Below are 19,162 nucleotides of genomic sequence, written 5' to 3'. Positions count from 1 at the left end.
GGCGGGGCGGTCTATCACTCACGCCCGCCTCAGAGACTCAAGGCCTGCTTCAGGGCTTCCTCGACCTCGCTGGTATCCATGACCTGTGTCTCCTCGGTTTCGCCCTGATCCTCCTGTTCGGCACGCCGCTTCCGATCGAGGTGGTAGGCTAGGCCCGTGCCGGCGGGAATCAGGCGCCCAACGATGACGTTTTCCTTCAGCCCCAGCAACTTGTCGCTGGAGCCACGGATGGCCGCCTCGGTCAGCACGCGGGTGGTTTCCTGGAAGGAGGCGGCGGAAATGAAGGACTCCGTCGACAGCGACGCCTTGGTGATGCCCAGCAGGACTGGCTCGTAGCAGGCCGGAATCTTGTTCTCGGCCTCCACGCGCTCATTCTCCTCATGGAAGCGCGAACGGTCGACCTGCTCGCCGCGCAGGAAGGTGGTATCACCGGGGTCGGTGATCTCGACCTTGCGCAGCATCTGGCGGATGATCACCTCGATGTGCTTGTCGTTGATCTTCACGCCCTGCAGACGGTAGACGTCCTGGATTTCCTTGACCAGATACGAGGCCAGCTCCGCGACACCGCGCAGCCGCAGGATGTCGTGCGGCGTCAGATCGCCTTCGGCGATGGTTTCGCCCTGCTCGACATGCTCACCCTCGAACACCGTGATATGCCGCCATTTCGGAATCAGCACCTCATGCTGGAGATTCTGGGCATCGGTGACGATAACCCGGCGCTTGCCCTTGGTTTCCTTGCCGAAACTGATGGTGCCGGTCGCCTCGGCGAGGATCGCCGGATCCTTGGTCTTGCGCGCCTCGAACAGATCCGCCACGCGCGGCAGACCACCGGTGATGTCACGGGTCTTGCTGGACTCCTGCGGAATCCTCGCGAGCACGTCGCCAACCTGCACCTGATCGCCGTCGTGGATGCCGATGATGGCGCCGGCCGGCAGGAAGTACTGCGCCACGATTTCGGTCGAGGGAATGAAGATGTCGTTACCGTTCTCATCGACCAGCTTGACCATCGGCCGGAGATCCTTGCCGGAACCGCCACGCTGCTTGGGGTCGATGACGACCATCGAGCTGAGGCCGGTCACTTCGTCCGACTGCTCCTTGACCGTCACGCCTTCGATGAAGTCGACCAGTCGCGCATAGCCCCGGACTTCGGTGACGACCGGATGCGTATGCGGATCCCAGGTCACCACGACCTGACCCGCCTTGACGCGATCGCCGTCACGGGCCGAAGCCACCGCACCATAGGGGATCTTGTAGCGCTCACGTTCGCGACCGTGCTCGTCGATGACGCTCACCTCGCCCGAACGGGAAACCGCAACCAGATTGCCGTCCTTGTTGACAACGGTCTTGACGTTGTTGAGCTTGATGGTGCCGGCCGACTTCACCTCCACGTTGCTGATGGCCGCCGACCGGGATGCCGCACCGCCGATATGGAAGGTACGCATGGTCAGCTGCGTGCCGGGTTCGCCGATCGACTGCGCCGCGATGACCCCGATGGCCTCACCGATGTTGACCCTGTGGCCACGACCCAGGTCGCGCCCGTAACAGGAGGCGCAGACGCCATAGCGGGTCCTGCAGGTGATGACGGAGCGCACGCGGACGTTGTCCACGCTGTGCTGCTCCAGGAGGGCCACGGCCGTCTCATCAAGCATGGAGCCGGCAGTCAGCAGCAGCTCCTGGCTGGCCGGATCCAGCACATCCTCGGCCACGACACGACCCAGCACGCGCTCGGCCAGCGGCTCGACGACGTCACCGCCCTCGATCAGGGGCGACATCAGCAGGCCGTCGTTCGTGCCGCAATCCTCCTCGGTAATGACCAGATCCTGCGCCACGTCGACCAGTCGACGTGTCAGATAGCCGGAGTTGGCGGTCTTCAGCGCGGTGTCGGCCAGACCCTTGCGGGCGCCGTGGGTGGAAATGAAGTATTGCAGTACGTCCAGCCCTTCACGGAAGTTGGCGGTAATCGGCGTTTCGATGATGGAGCCGTCCGGCTTCGCCATCAGGCCACGCATGCCGGCCAACTGGCGGATCTGGGCGGCCGAACCACGGGCGCCGGAATCGGCCATCATGAACACGGAGTTGAACGATTTCTGCTCGCCAGCGCTGCCATCCGGCTTGACCACCACCTCGGTACCCAGGCCCTCCATCATGACCTTGGCCACCTGGTCGTTGGCATGCGACCAGATATCCACGACCTTGTTGTAGCGCTCGCCGTCGGTCACCAGACCGGAGGCGTACTGATTCTGGATTTCCTTCACCTCGGCCTCGGCCGCGGCGATGATCTCCTCCTTGCGGGCCGGGATGGCCATATCGTCCACGCCGAACGACACGCCCGCGCGGGTCGCGTTCGAGAAACCCATGTACATCAGCTTGTCGGCAAACACTACCGTGGCCTTGATGCCGAGCGTGCGGTAGGAATGATTGATCAGGCGGGAGATGGCCTTCTTGGTCATGTCCACGTTGACCAGCTCGAAGGGAATCCCTTCCGGCACGATGGTCCAGATGATCGCCCGACCGGCCGTGGTCTCGGCGCGACGGACATGGGAGGAACGCTGTCCGTCCTCGTGCAGGATCGTCTCCTTGAGGCGTACGGTGATCCTGGCCTGGATGTCGAGCACGCGGTTGTCCAGCGCCCGCTGAACCTCTTCGACATCGGCGAAGATCATGCCCGTGCCCTTGGCACCCACGGCTTCGCGGCTCATGTAATAGAGTCCCAGGACCACGTCCTGGGTCGGGTTGATGATGGGTTCGCCGTTGGCCGGCGACAGAATGTTGTTGGTCGCCATCATCAAGGTACGCGCCTCCAGCTGGGCCTCCAGCGAAAGGGGCACGTGCACGGCCATCTGGTCACCGTCGAAGTCGGCGTTGAAGGCGCTGCAGACTAGCGGGTGCAGCTGGATGGCCTTGCCTTCCACCAGCGTCGGCTCGAACGCCTGGATCCCCAGACGGTGCAGCGTCGGGGCACGGTTCAGCATCACGGGATGCTCGCGGATGACCTCGTCAAGGATGTCCCAGACCTCCGGACTCTCCTTCTCCACCATCTTCTTGGCGGCCTTGATGGTGGTGGCCAGACCGCGGAACTGCAACTTGCTGAAGATGAAGGGCTTGAACAGCTCCAGCGCCATCTTCTTGGGCAGGCCGCACTGATGCAGCTTGAGGGTCGGGCCAACCACGATGACCGAGCGGCCGGAGTAGTCGACACGCTTGCCCAGGAGGTTCTGGCGGAAGCGGCCCTGCTTGCCCTTGATCATGTCGGCCAGCGACTTGAGCGGCCGCTTGTTGGAACCGGTGATGGCCCGACCACGGCGGCCGTTGTCCAGCAGGGCGTCCACGGACTCCTGCAGCATGCGCTTCTCGTTGCGCACGATGATGTCCGGTGCGTTCAGATCCAGCAGCCGCTTGAGGCGGTTGTTGCGGTTGATGACGCGGCGGTAGAGATCGTTCAGGTCGGAAGTGGCGAAGCGGCCGCCATCCAGGGGCACCAGCGGACGCAGCTCTGGCGGCAGCACCGGCAGGACCGTGAGGATCATCCACTCCGGCTTGTTGTTGGAGGAGATCAGCGACTCGATGGCCTTCAGCCGCTTGGTGTATTTCTTGATCTTGGTTTCGGAGGTGGTGCCGGCGATGCCTTCCCGGAGCAATTCGACTTCGCGCGGCAGATCCATCGTCCGCAGCAGCTCATGAATGGCCTCCGCACCCATCTTGGCCACGAAATCATCGCCATACTGCTGGGTCGCCTCGTAGAACTCCTCCTCGCTCAGCAGCTTGTTGCGCTCCAAGGGCGTCTGCATCGGGTCGATGATCACGTAGGACTCGAAGTAGAGCACCCGCTCGATCTCGCGTAGAGTCATGTCCAGCAGCAGAGCGATGCGGGAGGGCAAGGACTTCAGGAACCAGATGTGGGCGACCGGGCTGGCGAGTTCGATGTGCCCCATGCGTTCGCGACGCACCTTGGACAGGGTCACCTCGACGCCACATTTCTCGCAGATCACGCCACGGTGTTTCAGGCGCTTGTACTTGCCGCACAGGCACTCGTAGTCGCTGACCGGACCGAAGATCTTGGCGCAGAACAGACCGTCGCGCTCCGGCTTGAAGGTACGGTAGTTGATAGTTTCCGGCTTCTTGACCTCACCGTAGGACCAGGAACGGATCATGTCCGGCGAGGCCAGACTGATGCGGATGTTGTCAAAATCATCGACCTGATTCTGACGCTTCAAATAACTAATAAGATCTTTCACTGGTCATCTCCTAATCTGAACACTGGGGAAGCCGGGCCGGAACCGCGGCCCGGAGCGCGCCTTCGCCTCGCGCTAATCCTGCTCCAATTCCATGTTGATTCCCAGGGAGCGGATTTCCTTGATCAGCACGTTGAATGACTCCGGCATCGCCGCCTCCATCCGGTGATCGCCGTCGACGATGTTTTTGTAGATTTTGGTGCGTCCGGTGACATCGTCGGACTTGACCGTCAGCATCTCCTGCAGGGTGTAGGCGGCACCATAGGCCTGCAGCGCCCAGACTTCCATTTCGCCGAAGCGCTGGCCACCGAACTGGGCCTTGCCACCCAGCGGCTGCTGCGTCACCAGCGAATAGGGACCGGTCGAACGCGCGTGCATCTTGTCATCGACCAGGTGATTCAGCTTCAACATGTACATGCAGCCGACGGTGACATCGCGATCGAAGGACTCGCCGGTACGACCGTCGAACAGCTTCGTCTGCCCGCTTTCCGGCAGGCCGGCCAGCCTCAGCATCGACTTGATGTCACGCTCGCTGGCGCCGTCGAAGACCGGCGTCGCCATGGGCACGCCACCACGAAGATTGCCGGCCAGTTCCAGAACCTCGGCGTCGGTGAGTTCGTCGAGATTCTCGGTGCGACCGCTGCTGTTGTAGACATCCTTCAGGAACTGCCGGATCTCGGCCACCTGTGCCTGCACCTCGAGCATCCTGCCGATCTTGATGCCCAGCCCGCGCGCCGCCCAGCCGAGGTGCGTCTCCAGCACCTGACCGACGTTCATGCGCGAGGGCACACCGAGCGGGTTGAGCACGATATCGACCGGCGTGCCATCGGCTGCGAACGGCATGTCCTCTACCGGTACGATCTGCGAGATCACACCCTTGTTGCCGTGGCGGCCGGCCATCTTGTCGCCCGGCTGGATGCGGCGCTTCACGGCCAGATAGACCTTGACCATCTTCAGCACGCCGGGGGGCAGATCGTCGCCGATCGCGATCTTGCGCTTCTTCTCCTCCAGACGCTTGTTCATCTCCTCGCGCTGGATGGCGATCTGCTCAGCGATGGCTTCCAGTTGCAGGTTGACGTCCTCGTCCCTCATGCGGATTTCCAGCCACTGCGCCGGCTTCAGACCAGCGAGATACTCCACCGTGATGACGGTGCCGGATTTCAGCCGTGCGGGCCCCGAATGGGCTTCCTTGCCGAGGACCATGGCCTCGACGCGCTGATAGAAGTCCTTCTCGATAATGCGCAACTGGTCGTTCAGATCCTTCTTCACCCGCTCGATCTCGGCCTGCTCGATCTGCTTGGCGCGTTCGTCCTTCTTGACACCATCGCGGGTAAAGACCTGCACATCGATCACCGTACCGTCCATGCCGGAGGGTACCCGCAGCGAGGTGTCCTTCACATCGGACGCCTTCTCGCCGAAGATCGCGCGCAACAGCTTCTCCTCGGGCGTCAGCTGCGTCTCACCCTTGGGCGTGACCTTGCCGACCAGGATATCGCCAGCCTTCACTTCCGCGCCGATATAGACGATGCCGGACTCATCCAGTTTGGCCAGGGCCGCCTCGCCGACGTTGGGGATGTCGGCGGTGATTTCCTCCGGCCCCAGCTTGGTATCGCGAGCGACACAGGACTTCTCCTCGATGTGGATCGTGGTGAAGCGATCCTCCTGGACGACGCGCTCGGAGATCAGGATCGAGTCCTCGAAGTTGTAGCCATTCCACGGCATGAACGCGACCAGCAGGTTCTGCCCCAGCGCCAGCTCGCCCATGTCGGTGGAGGGACCGTCGGCCAGGATGTCGCCCCTGGCCACCTGGTCGCCCGGCTTCACCAGCGGCTTCTGATTGATGCAGGTGTTCTGGTTGGAGCGCGTGTACTTGGTGAGGTTGTAGATGTCGACACCCGGTACGCCGGCCTCGGTCTCGTCGTCGTTGACGCGCACCACGATACGGCTGGCATCGAGGAACTCGATGGTGCCGCCACGCTTGGCCACCACGGTCACGCCCGAGTCGCGGGCCACGATGCGCTCCATGCCCGTACCCACCAGCGGCTTTTCGGTACGCAGGGTCGGGACGGCCTGGCGCTGCATGTTGGAACCCATCAGCGCGCGGTTGGCGTCGTCATGCTCCAGGAACGGAATCAGCGAGGCGGCCACCGACACGATCTGCTTGGACGAGACGTCCATGTAGTTGATCTGGGTCGCCGCCGCCAGCGTGAATTCATCCTTGTGTCGGCAGGAAACGAGATCGTCGACCAGCCGCCCCTCGGCGTCGACCTTGGCGCTGGCCTGGGCGATGAAGTACTTGCCCTCCTCGATGGCGGAGAGGTATTCGATTTCATCGGTAACCCGGCTCTCGACGACCTTGCGGTAGGGCGTCTCCAGAAAGCCGTACTGGTTCGTGCGGGCGTAGACCGACAGCGAGTTGATCAGCCCGATATTCGGGCCTTCCGGCGTTTCGATGGGGCAGACCCGTCCGTAATGGGTGGTGTGCACGTCGCGCACCTCGAAGCCGGCACGTTCCCGCGCCAGACCGCCAGGGCCCAGCGCCGACACGCGACGCTTGTGGGTGACTTCGGAGAGCGGATTGTTCTGGTCCATGAACTGCGACAGCTGGCTGGAGCCGAAGAACTCCTTGATCGACGCCGCCACCGGCTTGGCATTGATGATTTCCTGCGGCATCAGGTTTTCCGCATCCGCCAGCGACAGGCGCTCCTTGACGGCGCGTTCGACGCGCACCAGACCGAGACGGAACTGGTTCTCCACCATCTCGCCCACCGAACGCACGCGGCGGTTGCCAAGATGGTCGATATCGTCGACAGCACCATGGCCGTTGCGGATATTGATCAGCTCGCGCAGGACATCGATGATGTCCTCCTTGGTCAGCACGCCGCTGCCGGTGACTTCCGCCCGGCCCAGGCGGCGGTTGAACTTCATGCGACCGACCGCGGAAAGGTCGTAGCGATCCGGCGAGAAGAACAGGTTGTCGAAAAGCGCATGGGCCGCTTCCTTGGCGGGCGGCTCGCCGGGACGCATCATGCGGTAGATCTCGACCAGTGCGTCCAGCTGGGTCTCCGTCGAGTCGATGCGCATGGCATTGGAGATGTAGGGGCCACGATCGAGGTCGTTGACGAACAGGGTATCGACGGCATCGACGCCGGCTTCGGACAGGCGGGTGATGAGATCATCGGTGATCTCGTCGTTGACCTTGGCAAGCAGCTCGCCGGTCTCGGCGGAAACGATGTTGCGCGACAGGATCTTGCCGTGCAGATAGTCGCGGGGCACTTCCAGCTGGGTCAGTCCGGCCTTGCCGATCTCGCGGATGTGGCGGGCAGTGATGCGCTGGCCCTTTTCGACCAGGACCTTGCCGTCGACGTGGATGTCGAAGCTGGCGATGTCGCCGCGCAGCCGGTCCGGAATCAGCTCCAGCAATACCTTGTCGCCGCGCAGCATGAAGCGGTTGGTTTCGAAGAAGAGACCGATGATCTCCTCGTTGTCATAGCCCAGCGCGCGCAGCAGCACCGTTGCCGGCAGCTTGCGCCTGCGGTCGATGCGAACGTAGACGCAGTCCTTGTGATCGAACTCGAAATCGAGCCAGGAACCACGATAGGGAATGATGCGCGCATTGAAGAGCAGCTTGCCCGAGGAATGGGTCTTGCCGCGGTCATGGTCGAAGAACACGCCCGGCGAGCGGTGCAGCTGCGAGACGATGACGCGCTCGGTGCCGTTGATGATGAAGGTGCCGGTATCGGTCATGAGAGGGATCTCGCCCATGTAGATTTCCTGGCGCTTGATCTCCTTGACGATCTTTGCGGCGGCGGGCGAATCGCGGTCATAGAGGACCAGCTGCACCAGAACGCGCAAGGGCGCCGCATAGTTGGCGCCGCGCTGTTGACACTCCTTGACGTCGAAGGTAGGTTCCCCGAGCCAATAGTCAACGTATTCCAGCACCGCATGGCCGGAATGGCTGGTGATGGGGAAAACGGATTTCAGCGCCGCGTGCAGCCCCTCGTCGGCGCGGTGCGCCAACTGCACGTCGGTCTGCAGGAAGCGCTTGTAGGATTCAACCTGGGTCGTCAGCAGGTAGGGAACGTCGAGCACATCCCGACGCTTGCCAAAACTGTTACGGATGCGTTTCTTTTCGGTGAAAGAATAGGCCATTTCGATTCCTTACCTGACGGTTCTAACAGGGTTATCACAGAGTGAGGGGACGGCCTGGATCAGGCCTTGCCGTTCCCGCCCCGCTCGCATGGGAGCCCGGGCAGCCGCCGGCCGAGCCTCACGCAACCGGTCGGGGCAAATATCTGCCGGGCTTTACCGCATCCCTACAGCGCCAAAAGGCCGGTAGCTTGAGCTACCAGCCTTGAGGGGCGGTTTAGCCTGACAGCGGAGACAAGTTACTTGATGTCTACCGTTGCGCCAGCCTCGACCAGCTGCTTCTTGATGTCCTCGGCTTCGGCCTTGTTGATGCCTTCCTTGACGGTCGCCGGGACGCCTTCCACCATGTCCTTGGCTTCCTTGAGGCCCAGACCGGTGACGGCCCGGATGACTTTGATCACGTTGACCTTGTTGTCGCCGAAACCGGTCATGACAACGTCAAACTCCGTCTTCTCCTCGACCGGGGCCGCAGCCGCCGCCGCTGCCGGCGCGACAGCGACTGCTGCCGCAGCGGAAACACCGAACTTCTCTTCCATGTCGGAGATCAGGTCAACGACCTCCATGACCGACATGTTAGAGATAGCTTCCAAGATATCTTCTTTTGATACTGCCATCGAATTTCTCCGAAATGATTGTGTGTTAGGAGCGTGCCGTGGTTGGCTACGCCGCCTGCTTCTGATCGCGAATGGCCGCTATCGTACGAACCAGCTTGGCATGCGGTTCGGCCAGGGTACGCACGAACTTCTCGACCGGGGCCTTCATGGTGCCCATCAGGATGGCGATGGCCTGATCCTTGGTCGGCAACTTCGACAGGCGCTCCAGCCCTGTGGGACCGTACTGCTTGCCGCCGACCGCGACCAGGCGAACAACCAGCTTGTCGTTCGTCTTGATGAAGTCGGCGATCAGACGTCCCGCAGCACCCGGATCCTCCAGCGAAAAGGCCAGGATCAGCGGACCCACCAGACCTTCCTGCATGCACTGGAATTCGGTGCCCTCGACCGCCCTGCGCGCGAGAGTGTTCTTCACCACACGCAGGTATACGCCGGAGGCACGCGCATTCCTGCGCAGATCGGTCAGCTGACCCACCGTCAGACCGCGGTATTCCGCGGCCACGGCGGAGTGCGCCTTGGCGGCAATAGCGGACACTTCCTCGACGACAGCGATTTTGTCATCTAGTCTCAGCGCCACTGTGTTTCTCCAATATGTAACATTCTGAACAGCGGGTAAACCATTCAGAGCCTAAACAACGCCTTGGCGGAATCCGCCAGGACGCGATTGCACGGCTCCTTTCGTCGGTTGCCGACTCCAGTACACCGTCTGCGCAGGCCCGACGGGATTAAGCATCGAGTGCACCTGCGGTCTTTGACGGTCACCGGAAGGCAAAAGCCCCTCCGGCAACCCAAAGCCTTCAGGCAGCCAAGCTGCCCTGATCCAGTGCGAGCCCTGGCCCCATGGTCGTGGAAACGGTGATCTTCTTGAGGTAGACCCCCTTGGATGTGGAGGGCTTGGCCTTCTTGAGATCTGCCAGCAGCGCCTCCAGGTTTTCCTTGAGTGCGGCAGGCTCGAAATTCACCTTGCCGATGGTGCAGTGAATGATGCCCTTCTTGTCGGTACGATAACGAACCTGGCCAGCCTTGGCGTTTCTGACTGCCGTCGCCACATCCGCCGTTACGGTACCGACTTTCGGATTCGGCATCAGCCCACGCGGCCCCAGGATCTGACCAAGCTGGCCGACCACACGCATGGCATCCGGCGTGGCGATGACCACGTCGAAGTTTATTTCGCCCGCCTTGACCTGCGCGGCCAGGTCATCCATGCCGATGATGTCGGCACCCGCCTCGCGCGCCGCGTCAGCATTCGCGCCCTGGGCGAACACCGCTACTCGGGCCGACTTGCCAGTACCGTTCGGCAGCACGGTGGCACCACGAACCGCCTGGTCGGATTTTCTCGGGTCAACCCCGAGAATCACGGCCACATCGACCGCCTCGACAAACTTGACGGCCGAAACCGCCTTCAGGAGTTGGAACGCTTCCTCGGCCGCATAAATCTTGCCGGGCTGAACCTTCTCGTTGATCAGTCTTGCGCGCTTGCTCAGCTTAGCCATTTATACACCCTCCACATCCAAACCCATGCTGCGAGCACTGCCGGCAATGGTCCTGATGGCCGCATCCTCGTCGGCCGCGGTAAGATCGGGCTGCTTCTGCTTGGCAATATCCAGCAACTGCGTGCGGGTAATCTTGCCAACCTTGTTGGTATTGGGATTGCTGCTGCCCTTGCTCAGCCCCACAGCCTTCTTGATGAGCACTGTCGCGGGCGGCGTCTTGGTGATGAAAGTGAAGCTCTTGTCGGCATAGACCGTGATGACCACGGGCAGAGGCAGGCCTTTCTCAACATTCTGGGTGGCGGCATTGAACGCCTTGCAGAACTCCATGATATTGACGCCGCGCTGACCCAGGGCCGGGCCGATGGGAGGACTCGGATTGGCCTCGCCGGCCTTCACCTGCAGCTTGATATAGCCGGTAATTTTCTTTGCCATGTTTACTCCTGTGGGTCAGACGCCGGTAACGGCTCCCCATAGTGACGAACCACCCCTCGCAAGGGGTATCTGCGGACTAGGCCTTTTCGACCTGACCGAAATCGAGCTCGACGGGCGTCGATCGGCCGAAAATGAGGACCGAAACGCGCAGCCGGCTTTTCTCGTAGTTGACTTCCTCAACGACCCCGTTGAAATCCTTGAACGGGCCCTCATTGACACGGACGACTTCGCCAACCTCGAAGAGAATCTTGGGCTTGGGCTTGGCCGCCCCTTCCTCCATACGGCCCAGGATGATTTCCGCCTCCTTATCGGAGATGGGCGCCGGGCGATCGGATGTGCCACCGATGAAGCCAAGCACACGGGGAACCTCCTTGACCAGGTGCCAGGTTTCCTCGTTCAGCTCCATCTGCACCAGCACATAGCCCGGGAAAAATTTGCGCTCGCTCTTGCGCTGCTGACCCTGGCGCATCTCGACCACTTCCTCGGTCGGGACCAAGATGCGACCAAAATACTGATCAAGGCCGGAACGGGTAATACGCTCTTCCAGCGAGCGCTTTACCTGATTTTCATAGTTGGAATAGGCATGCACGACATACCAGCGGAAGGACATCGGACTACTTCCCTTGTCCGGTGAGGTGACTGACACCCCAGAAAAGCATGGCGTCCAACGTCCACAGCAGAAGACCAACCAGAAAAACCAGGGCCACAACAACCAGCGTCGACTGCATGGTTTCCTGGCGCGTCGGCCAGATCATCTTCCTGACCTCGACCCGCGACTCGCGCAAAAAACCCAAGAAGGATTTCCCTATCGCGGCAGTCAGAATCAGAGCAATCGAGGCGATGGAAGCCGCCAGGATACCCAGAACCCGGTACACCAGCCCCTTGTCCGCGAAGTAATAAAAGCCGACGATTCCGCCCACCAGAATCAGGATGGCCACCACCAGCCTGGCAGTATCCAGACCCGAGGACGACGTCGATTCCTCCCTCGCACTCATGGGAATTCCTTTATTTCGGTGAAACGTGAGATGTCGGAAGGGAAATGGCAGGCCAGGAGGGGCTCGAACCCCCAACCTGCGGTTTTGGAGACCGCTGCTCTACCAATTGAGCTACTGACCTTTAACCCTGCTTGCCGAAGGGCGCGCACGGCACGCCCTTCGAACCTGATTACTCGATAACCTTGGATACGACCCCGGCGCCCACGGTACGGCCACCTTCGCGTACCGCGAAGCGCAGGCCTTCCTCCATGGCGATCGGGCTGATCAGCTTGACGGTGACTTTGATGTTGTCGCCGGGCATGACCATTTCGACACCCTGCGGCAGCTCCATGGATCCGGTCACGTCGGTGGTCCGGAAGTAGAACTGCGGCCGGTAGCCGTTGAAGAACGGGGTGTGGCGACCGCCTTCGTCCTTGGAGAGGACGTAGATTTCCGCCTCGAAATGGGTGTGCGGGGTGATGCTGCCGGGCTTGGCCAGTACCTGGCCGCGCTCGACGTCTTCACGCTTGGTGCCACGCAGCAGGACGCCGACGTTGTCACCGGCAACACCTTCGTCCAGCAGCTTGCGGAACATTTCGACGCCAGTGCAGGTGGTCTTGGCGGTGTCACGAATGCCGACGATCTCGACTTCGTCACCAACCTTGACACGACCGCGCTCGATACGGCCGGTGACGACGGTGCCACGACCGGAGATGGAGAACACGTCTTCGATCGGCATCAGGAAGGGCTTTTCGATGTCGCGCTCGGGCTCGGGGATGTAGCTGTCCAGGGCATCGACCAGCTGGATGATGGCGGGGACGCCGATCTCGCTCTGATCGCCTTCCAGCGCCTTGAGGGCAGACCCCTTGACGATGGGAGTGTCGTCGCCCGGGAAGTCGTACTTGGAGAGCAGTTCGCGCACTTCCATCTCGACCAGTTCGATCAACTCGGCATCGTCGACCATGTCGGCCTTGTTGAGGAACACGACGATGTAGGGCACGCCGACCTGGCGGGCCAGCAGGATGTGCTCGCGGGTCTGCGGCATGGGACCGTCGGCTGCGGAGCAGACCAGGATGGCACCATCCATCTGCGCGGCGCCGGTGATCATGTTCTTGACGTAGTCGGCGTGGCCGGGGCAGTCCACGTGGGCGTAGTGCCGGGTGGGGGATTCGTATTCGACGTGGGCGGTGGCGATGGTGATGCCGCGCGCGCGCTCTTCGGGCGCCGCGTCGATCTGGTCATAGGCCTTGAAGGCGCCACCGAAGCGCTCCGCACCGACCTTGGTCAGCGCCGCCGTCAGGGTCGTCTTGCCGTGGTCAACGTGACCGATCGTTCCGACATTGACATGCGGCTTTGTACGCGTGAATTTTTCTTTGGACATCCGCCAACACCCTTAATGATGGTTTGCAAACAAAAACACTGGAGCCCATAACCGGACTTGAACCGGTGACCTCTTCCTTACCAAGGAAGTGCTCTACCGACTGAGCTATATGGGCGCAAAATCTTATGGAGCGGGTGATGGGAATCGAACCCACGCCATCAGCTTGGAAGGCTGAGGTTCTACCATTGAACTACACCCGCCAATCAAACCCAAAAAGTGGTGGAGGGGGAAGGATTCGAACCTTCGAAGGCTGAGCCGTCAGATTTACAGTCTGATCCCTTTGACCGCTCGGGAACCCCTCCATCAGGGTTAGCAGAGGATTATCAATATATAATCCGTATGCGTCAACCTTTTTTTTCGATCCTTGCTGGATCGGCGTGCAGACGGTTCATCACCGCAGCGAATTCACCGGATCGCAGCGCCCGCAATTCCTGCACCGACCGCTCGACGCACCCATCGATCAAGGTACGGTCAGCCCGCCCCGGATTGTCCAGCACATAGCCGACAACCCGGGAGCGGTCGCCCGGGTGGCCAATACCGAAGCGCAGACGGTAAAAGTCCGACGATCCGAGCTGAGCGACAATGTCGCGCAGCCCGTTGTGCCCGCCATGGCCGCCGCCTTTTTTCAGGCGGATCGCGCCCACATCAAGGTCGAGCTCATCGTGTGCCACAAGAATCTCGGACGGCGCGATCTTGAAATAGGCGGCCACCGCGAGCACCGAATGCCCGCTGCGATTCATGTAGGTCGTCGGCTTCAGCAACCACAGCGCGGAACCACCTTCATCCCGGCGCCCCAAGACGCCCATGAAGCGCGATTCGGGCCGCAGAACGACGCCTAGCGACCGCGCGGCGGTGTCCACGAACCAGAACCCGGCATTATGCCGGGTTCCCTCATAGCGGGTGGTCGGATTGCCCAACCCGACGATCAGGCGGATCACCGAAGACACGACACCATTCGACCCGCCACCGAACCCAGAAAAACGGGGCCTTAGCCCTCGCTCTCGGCGGACTCGCCGGCGACACGCCCGGCCTGGATGGCAGCAACCACCTGGTCATGATCCGCACCGTGCATCAGCTCGACAATCTGCACACCCGGCGGCAACTTGAGCTCGGACAGATGCACGGACTGGCCGACATCGACCTTGGCAAGATCAACCTCGATGAATTCCGGCAGATGGGCCGGCAGACAGACCACCTCGATATCGACCAGATTGTGTGTCACCACACCGCCCTTCTTGGCACCGACCGAGCTGTCCTGATTCAGGAAATGAAGCGGCACGTGCACGCGAATCTTCTGCGACTCGCTGACACGCAGGAAGTCCATGTGCAGGATCACGGGACGGCTGGGATGGCGCTGCAAATCCTTGAGGATGGCCGTTTCCTCCTTGTCGCCAAACCGAAGGGTCAGGATGTGCGAATACGTCGCCTCGTGCTCCAGCGCCTTGAGAACCTTGTTGTGATCCAGCACCAGACCCACCGGGTCCGCACCGCCACCGTAAAGTACCGCCGGCACCTTGCCAGCCTGGCGCAAGCGCCGGGAATGCCCACGCCCCAACTCGGCCCGGACCTCCGCATCAAACACAAAACCGCCTGCCATCTTCATTCTCCAAATACTCTGAGCAGTTGATAAAAACGATGCCGACTCAGTCGACATACATGGAACTGACGGATTCGCCCACGGCGATCCGGCGTATGGTCTCGGCCAGCATTTCCGCAACGCTGAGCTGACGAATCTTGCGGCAACGCCGCGCCTCGGCCCCCAGGGGAATGGTGTCGGTGACAACCAGCTCATCCAGCACCGACTGATTCAGGTTCTCCAGCGCCCTGCCGGACAGCACCGGATGCGTGCAATAGGCCACCACGCGGACCGCACCGCTTTCCTTCAGCGCCTCCGCGGCCTTGCACAGGGTACCGGCCGTATCGACCAGATCGTCGACCATGATGCAGGTACGGCCCGCCACATCGCCGATGATGTTCATTACCTTGGCCTCATTGGCCCGGGGCCGGCGCTTGTCGATGATGGCAAGATCGGCCTCGTCCAGACGCTTGGCCAGGGCACGGGCGCGCACCACGCCGCCGACATCCGGGGACACCACCATCAGGTCCGGATACTGCTGACGCCACACATCGCCCAGCAGGATCGGCGAGGCGTAGACATTATCGACCGGAACGTCGAAGAAGCCCTGTATCTGGTCCGCATGCAGATCCACGGTCAACACCCGGTCGGCGCCCGCCGCGCAGATCATCTTGGCCGCCAGCTTGGCGGCGATCGGCACCCGCGCCGAACGAATGCGGCGGTCCTGCCGCGAATAGCCATAATAGGGAATGACCGCAGTGACGACGGAAGCCGACGAACGCCTGAAGGCGTCGATCATCACCAGCAGCTCCATCAGGTTCTCGTTCGCCGGCGAACAGGTCGGCTGCACGATGAACACATCCCGACCACGAACGTTTTCCTCGATCTCAAAGGATATCTCGCCATCGGAAAAACGGCCGAGCGTCGCCTGCCCCAGCCGCATGTTCAGTGCCCGCGCGATGCCCTTGGCCAAGGGCATGTTGGCATTTCCCGCGAACACCATGAAGCTGGCGTCAGACACTCACTGAAGCTCCAAGAGAAAGAATCGCCGCAATATGGCTGGGGCGCCAGGATTCGAACCTGGGCATGCCGGGATCAAAACCCGGTGCCTTACCGCTTGGCTACGCCCCAAGAAATCAAGTTGTCAGCCGCTCCAGCGCAAGCTGCAACGGTGACCTGTTCAGACCTCGCGCAAGCAAGGCGCTCCACTCCGGAGACACCCCCCGCAGACAGGCTTGCGCCTCGGCCTCGCCGGGAAAATCGGCAAATACACAGGCGCCCGTGCCCGTCAATCGCGCCCGACCGTATCGGGAAAGCGCGTCCATGGCCTGCGCCACGACAGGATAGTTCGCCAGAACCACGGACAGGCAATGATTTTCCTGCTGCCCCGCAAAAAAGTCGGCTATTGTTATGGACGGATTATCCCTTGTCAAATCGGGCGCGTTGAACACCACCCCCGTATTGACGTGACAGGGGGGCGCGATGACGACATACCAGGGCTCGGGAAGTTCGATGGGCGTCAGCCGCTCACCGACACCCTCCGCCCAGGCGGCGGCGCCCTCGATGAAGACGGGCACATCGGCACCCAGCGCCAACCCCAGGGCTTTCAGCTCCGCGATCGCCAGATCGGCGCCCCAGAGCCGGTTCAAGCCCAGTAGCGTGGTCGCCGCATCGGAACTGCCACCACCAAGGCCGCCCCCCATCGGCAACCGCTTCTCGATGGTGATCGTCACGCCCTGCCGCACACCGGCCGCGGCCTGCAAAGCCCTTGCCGCGCGCACCGTCAGGTCCATCGCCTCGGGCACACCCGGCAGCGGCGACGCCAGCCGGATCTCGCCATCCGGGCGGGCGGCCAGCGTGATCCAGTCGCAGCAATCGAGAAACTGAAACACCGTCTGCAGGAGATGGTAACCATCCGGCCGCCGACCGACGATACGGAGCATCAGATTGAGCTTGGCCGGCGCCGGCAGGCGCAGGGATGAAGGCATCGCCACAGGTCAGTTCCTCAGTGTCCAGGTATCGGCCAGAATCTTCAACTTGACGCCCGCACCCTGCACGGTCAGCTTCTGTGGCAGCATCCAGCCATCGATGCTGGCCAGCTGATCCGGCACGATATGCCAGCCGGCCTGCCGGAAGCTGCCCGCCCCGGCGTCGGCCGATCGCTGCGCGGATGCTCCGGGGTCCGGTACGCCGAGCATCCAGTAACGTAGACTGCTCAGCGGGACGGCGAACCCCAGCCGCTGGCGCAGCATGGCGTCGGGATCGCGCGACAGCGCCGTCACGCCGCCACCCTCGTTGATGTAGATCAGATCCTTCTGCACGACGATGGATACCAGCCCCTGACTGAAGGGACCGGACAACCGCAGACGGTCCTGCGCGGGATCATGCTCCCAGTACAGGTTGGCCTGCCAGGCTTTCCCGGCGGACTGGACACCGATCCGCCCGTCCATGGACCAGGCCCGGATCGCGACCGGCGTATCCGGTAGCACGACCGGCTCGGAAACCGTGCTGACCGTGGTGCAGCCCCCCAACCCCAGGGCCAGCCAGCCAGCCCAGGCGAGCCGCCTCATTTCGCCGCTCCGCGAAACCCGTCGGGAAACTTCTCCCGGACACGCCGGATATCGTCCTGCTCCGGATTCTTCGCGTAACCCTCGGACCAGATCCGGCGTGCCTCCTCGCGCCGCCCCAGCGTCCAGAGCACCTCCCCCAGATGAGCGGCAATTTCCGGATCGGCAAACAGGCCATAGGCCTTGCGCAGATAGGCCAGCGCCTCCCTGGGCTTGCCCTTGCGATACAGCACCCAGCCATAACTGTCGAGAACGGCGGGATCCCCGGGCCGCTTCTCCAGCGCCTGCCTGATATAGCCCTCCGCCTCGTCGAGACGGTCCAGCCGATGCTCGGCCAGCGAGAAACCCAGGGCATTGAGCGCCGCGGCATCGTCCGGCTTCTGCTGCAACACGGCCCGCAGGTCCGCCTCCATCACGTCGAGCTGTCCGGCCTGTTCGGCCAGCAAGGCCCGCGCATACAGCAGCTCCGGCTGACCCGGCTGTTCCCGCAGCGCCTCGCCAAGCAGGCTCGTGGCGGTTGAAAAATGCTTGTCCTTGGCCAGCATCTCCGCCTCGATCAAGTAGAGACGGGTCTTCTCATGCGGATAGCTCTGACGTGCCGCGGCCAGACGCTGGCGTGCCTCGTCGTGACGACCAAGACTGATCAGCGCGGAAATGCCGTTGAAGCGCGCGTCGAACTCCAAAGGCCCCGCCCCCACCCGGTCGAACTGCCGCAGCGCGCGCTCGGCATGCCCCTGGCGGGCGTCGATCAGGCCCAGGGAAAAATCGGCCTGCGCCTGCCAGCGCTGATCGCCTGACAATGCCTGAAACTCGGTTCGCGCCCTGTCCAGCTGACCCAGCTCGAACCAGACGGAAGCCAGGGCAAAACGGGCATCATGATTGCCCGGATCGCGCCCGACGATCCGCTTCAGTTCGCGCTCGGCGGCTTTCAGGTCGCCCGTCTTGGCCAGAAACTGCGCATACAGCAGGGCAACCCGCGGATTCTCGGGATCACCCTTCAATGCCTTTTCCAGGGCGATCCGTGCGGCCCGGTTATCGCCCGCCTGCATCATCAGCTGTGCCCGCAGCATCAGCGCGCGACTCCAGCCGGGCCGCATGGCCAGCGCCCGATCGGTCTCGACCCGCGCGGTCATCGCGGCATCCTTGTTGCTGGCCAGGAGCGCGTAGGCGAAATGAATCTCGGCGACCCGGGGGTATTTCTCGGCCAGCGTCTGCATCACCTGCAAGCCCTGCTCCTTCGGCAGCTCCGAATCCATCCAGCGGACCAGTTCAACCAGGGTATTCTCCAGCTCCGGATCCTTGAGCTCGAGAAGCCGGCCGAACGCCTGCGCGGCGGCATCGGTATCCCCGGCCTTGATTTGCAGCATGGCCCGGATACGGTGGGCCGGCAGGCTCCTGGGCTCGCGCTCGGCCCACATCGACGCCGCCTCCAGCGCCTTGTCGGCATTCTTCACGTACAGCGCGATCTGGGTGGCGCGCTCGGCGACGCGGCCGTCGGGAACCAACCGCGCCAGTTCGAGATAATGGTTCAGCGCCACATCGAACTGCCCGCGCTGCCCCGCAACCTCGCCGACCAACATCAGGTAGATGGGCGCACCGGCCCCCTCCGGTGGCGCCGGGTCGGCACCGCCCGCCGCACCCTGCTGCGTTGCCGACTCAGGCGAGGAGTGCACCCCCGCACACCCGGATGCCCACAGGACACCGGTGACCATCCAGTAGAGAATTTGCTTGACCACGCTCGGCATCG

The 19,162-nt window shown here is 62.4% G+C and carries 15 protein-coding genes and 5 tRNA genes; all 20 read right to left on the bottom strand.

Annotation, left to right across the window (positions count from 1 at the left end):
• Positions 1–29: 29 nt before the first annotated feature.
• The 20 genes from rpoC to ACH5N8_RS01210 all read right to left on the bottom strand — a co-directional run bounded on the left by rpoC (position 30) and on the right by ACH5N8_RS01210 (position 19,151).
• Positions 30–4,235, bottom strand: coding sequence for a DNA-directed RNA polymerase subunit beta' (gene rpoC / locus ACH5N8_RS01305; RefSeq protein ID WP_483282200.1), 4,206 nt, complete (start codon positions 4,233–4,235; stop codon positions 30–32).
• A gap of 72 nt (positions 4,236–4,307) precedes the next feature.
• Positions 4,308–8,384, bottom strand: coding sequence for a DNA-directed RNA polymerase subunit beta (rpoB, locus tag ACH5N8_RS01300; RefSeq protein ID WP_483282199.1), 4,077 nt, complete (start codon positions 8,382–8,384; stop codon positions 4,308–4,310).
• A 236-nt stretch (positions 8,385–8,620) separates the two neighbouring features.
• Positions 8,621–8,995 carry a 50S ribosomal protein L7/L12 gene (gene rplL, locus ACH5N8_RS01295; RefSeq protein ID WP_483282198.1) on the bottom strand — a complete coding sequence of 125 codons (375 nt, stop codon included), beginning with the start codon at positions 8,993–8,995 and terminating at the stop codon, positions 8,621–8,623.
• 46 nt (positions 8,996–9,041) lie between these two features.
• Positions 9,042–9,569 (bottom strand): 50S ribosomal protein L10, encoded by a 528-nt coding sequence (gene rplJ, locus ACH5N8_RS01290; RefSeq protein WP_460028595.1) that lies wholly within the window; start codon positions 9,567–9,569, stop codon positions 9,042–9,044.
• 220 nt (positions 9,570–9,789) lie between these two features.
• Positions 9,790–10,485 carry a 50S ribosomal protein L1 gene (gene rplA, locus ACH5N8_RS01285; protein WP_483282197.1) on the bottom strand — a complete coding sequence of 232 codons (696 nt, stop codon included), beginning with the start codon at positions 10,483–10,485 and terminating at the stop codon, positions 9,790–9,792.
• On the bottom strand, positions 10,486–10,917 hold the full coding sequence (rplK, locus tag ACH5N8_RS01280; RefSeq protein ID WP_460028593.1) for a 50S ribosomal protein L11: 432 nt from the start codon (positions 10,915–10,917) through the stop codon (positions 10,486–10,488). It abuts the gene before it with no gap.
• 76 nt (positions 10,918–10,993) lie between these two features.
• Positions 10,994–11,527, bottom strand: a complete 534-nt coding sequence (nusG, locus tag ACH5N8_RS01275; RefSeq protein ID WP_460028592.1) for a transcription termination/antitermination protein NusG — start codon at positions 11,525–11,527, stop codon at positions 10,994–10,996.
• 4 nt (positions 11,528–11,531) lie between these two features.
• Positions 11,532–11,912, bottom strand: coding sequence for a preprotein translocase subunit SecE (gene secE / locus ACH5N8_RS01270; RefSeq protein ID WP_483282196.1), 381 nt, complete (start codon positions 11,910–11,912; stop codon positions 11,532–11,534).
• 45 nt (positions 11,913–11,957) lie between these two features.
• Positions 11,958–12,033: transfer RNA gene (locus ACH5N8_RS01265), tRNA-Trp, on the bottom strand.
• A 48-nt stretch (positions 12,034–12,081) separates the two neighbouring features.
• Positions 12,082–13,272: an elongation factor Tu gene (tuf, locus tag ACH5N8_RS01260; RefSeq protein ID WP_483282195.1), complete on the bottom strand. Its 1,191-nt coding sequence runs from the start codon at positions 13,270–13,272 to the stop codon at positions 12,082–12,084.
• A gap of 39 nt (positions 13,273–13,311) precedes the next feature.
• Positions 13,312–13,387: transfer RNA gene (locus tag ACH5N8_RS01255), tRNA-Thr, on the bottom strand.
• An 11-nt stretch (positions 13,388–13,398) separates the two neighbouring features.
• Positions 13,399–13,472 (bottom strand) — tRNA-Gly (locus ACH5N8_RS01250).
• Positions 13,473–13,489: 17 nt separating this feature from the next.
• Positions 13,490–13,574 (bottom strand) — tRNA-Tyr (locus ACH5N8_RS01245).
• A 42-nt stretch (positions 13,575–13,616) separates the two neighbouring features.
• Positions 13,617–14,210: an aminoacyl-tRNA hydrolase gene (pth, locus tag ACH5N8_RS01240; RefSeq protein WP_483283160.1), complete on the bottom strand. Its 594-nt coding sequence runs from the start codon at positions 14,208–14,210 to the stop codon at positions 13,617–13,619.
• Between the two features lie 50 nt (positions 14,211–14,260).
• Complete coding sequence (locus tag ACH5N8_RS01235; protein WP_483282194.1) at positions 14,261–14,869, bottom strand: 50S ribosomal protein L25/general stress protein Ctc; 609 nt, start codon at positions 14,867–14,869, stop codon at positions 14,261–14,263.
• Between the two features lie 46 nt (positions 14,870–14,915).
• Positions 14,916–15,869: a ribose-phosphate diphosphokinase gene (locus ACH5N8_RS01230; protein WP_460027648.1), complete on the bottom strand. Its 954-nt coding sequence runs from the start codon at positions 15,867–15,869 to the stop codon at positions 14,916–14,918.
• 35 nt (positions 15,870–15,904) lie between these two features.
• Positions 15,905–15,979 (bottom strand) — tRNA-Gln (locus tag ACH5N8_RS01225).
• Between the two features lie 5 nt (positions 15,980–15,984).
• Positions 15,985–16,836, bottom strand: a complete 852-nt coding sequence (ispE, locus tag ACH5N8_RS01220) for a 4-(cytidine 5'-diphospho)-2-C-methyl-D-erythritol kinase (protein ID WP_460027650.1) — start codon at positions 16,834–16,836, stop codon at positions 15,985–15,987.
• Between the two features lie 9 nt (positions 16,837–16,845).
• A complete protein-coding gene (lolB, locus tag ACH5N8_RS01215; protein WP_460027647.1) occupies positions 16,846–17,418 on the bottom strand; it encodes a lipoprotein insertase outer membrane protein LolB in 573 nt (190 codons plus the stop codon).
• Positions 17,415–19,151: a tetratricopeptide repeat protein gene (locus ACH5N8_RS01210; protein WP_483282193.1), complete on the bottom strand. Its 1,737-nt coding sequence runs from the start codon at positions 19,149–19,151 to the stop codon at positions 17,415–17,417. Before ACH5N8_RS01210 ends, lolB begins: the two co-directional genes overlap by 4 nt.
• Positions 19,152–19,162 lie beyond the last annotated feature (11 nt).

Source organism: Methyloparacoccus sp. NF-16, from assembly GCF_056880625.1.
The sequence above is the reverse complement of the archived record's forward strand: the minus strand, read 5'-3'. Positions and strand labels throughout refer to the sequence as shown.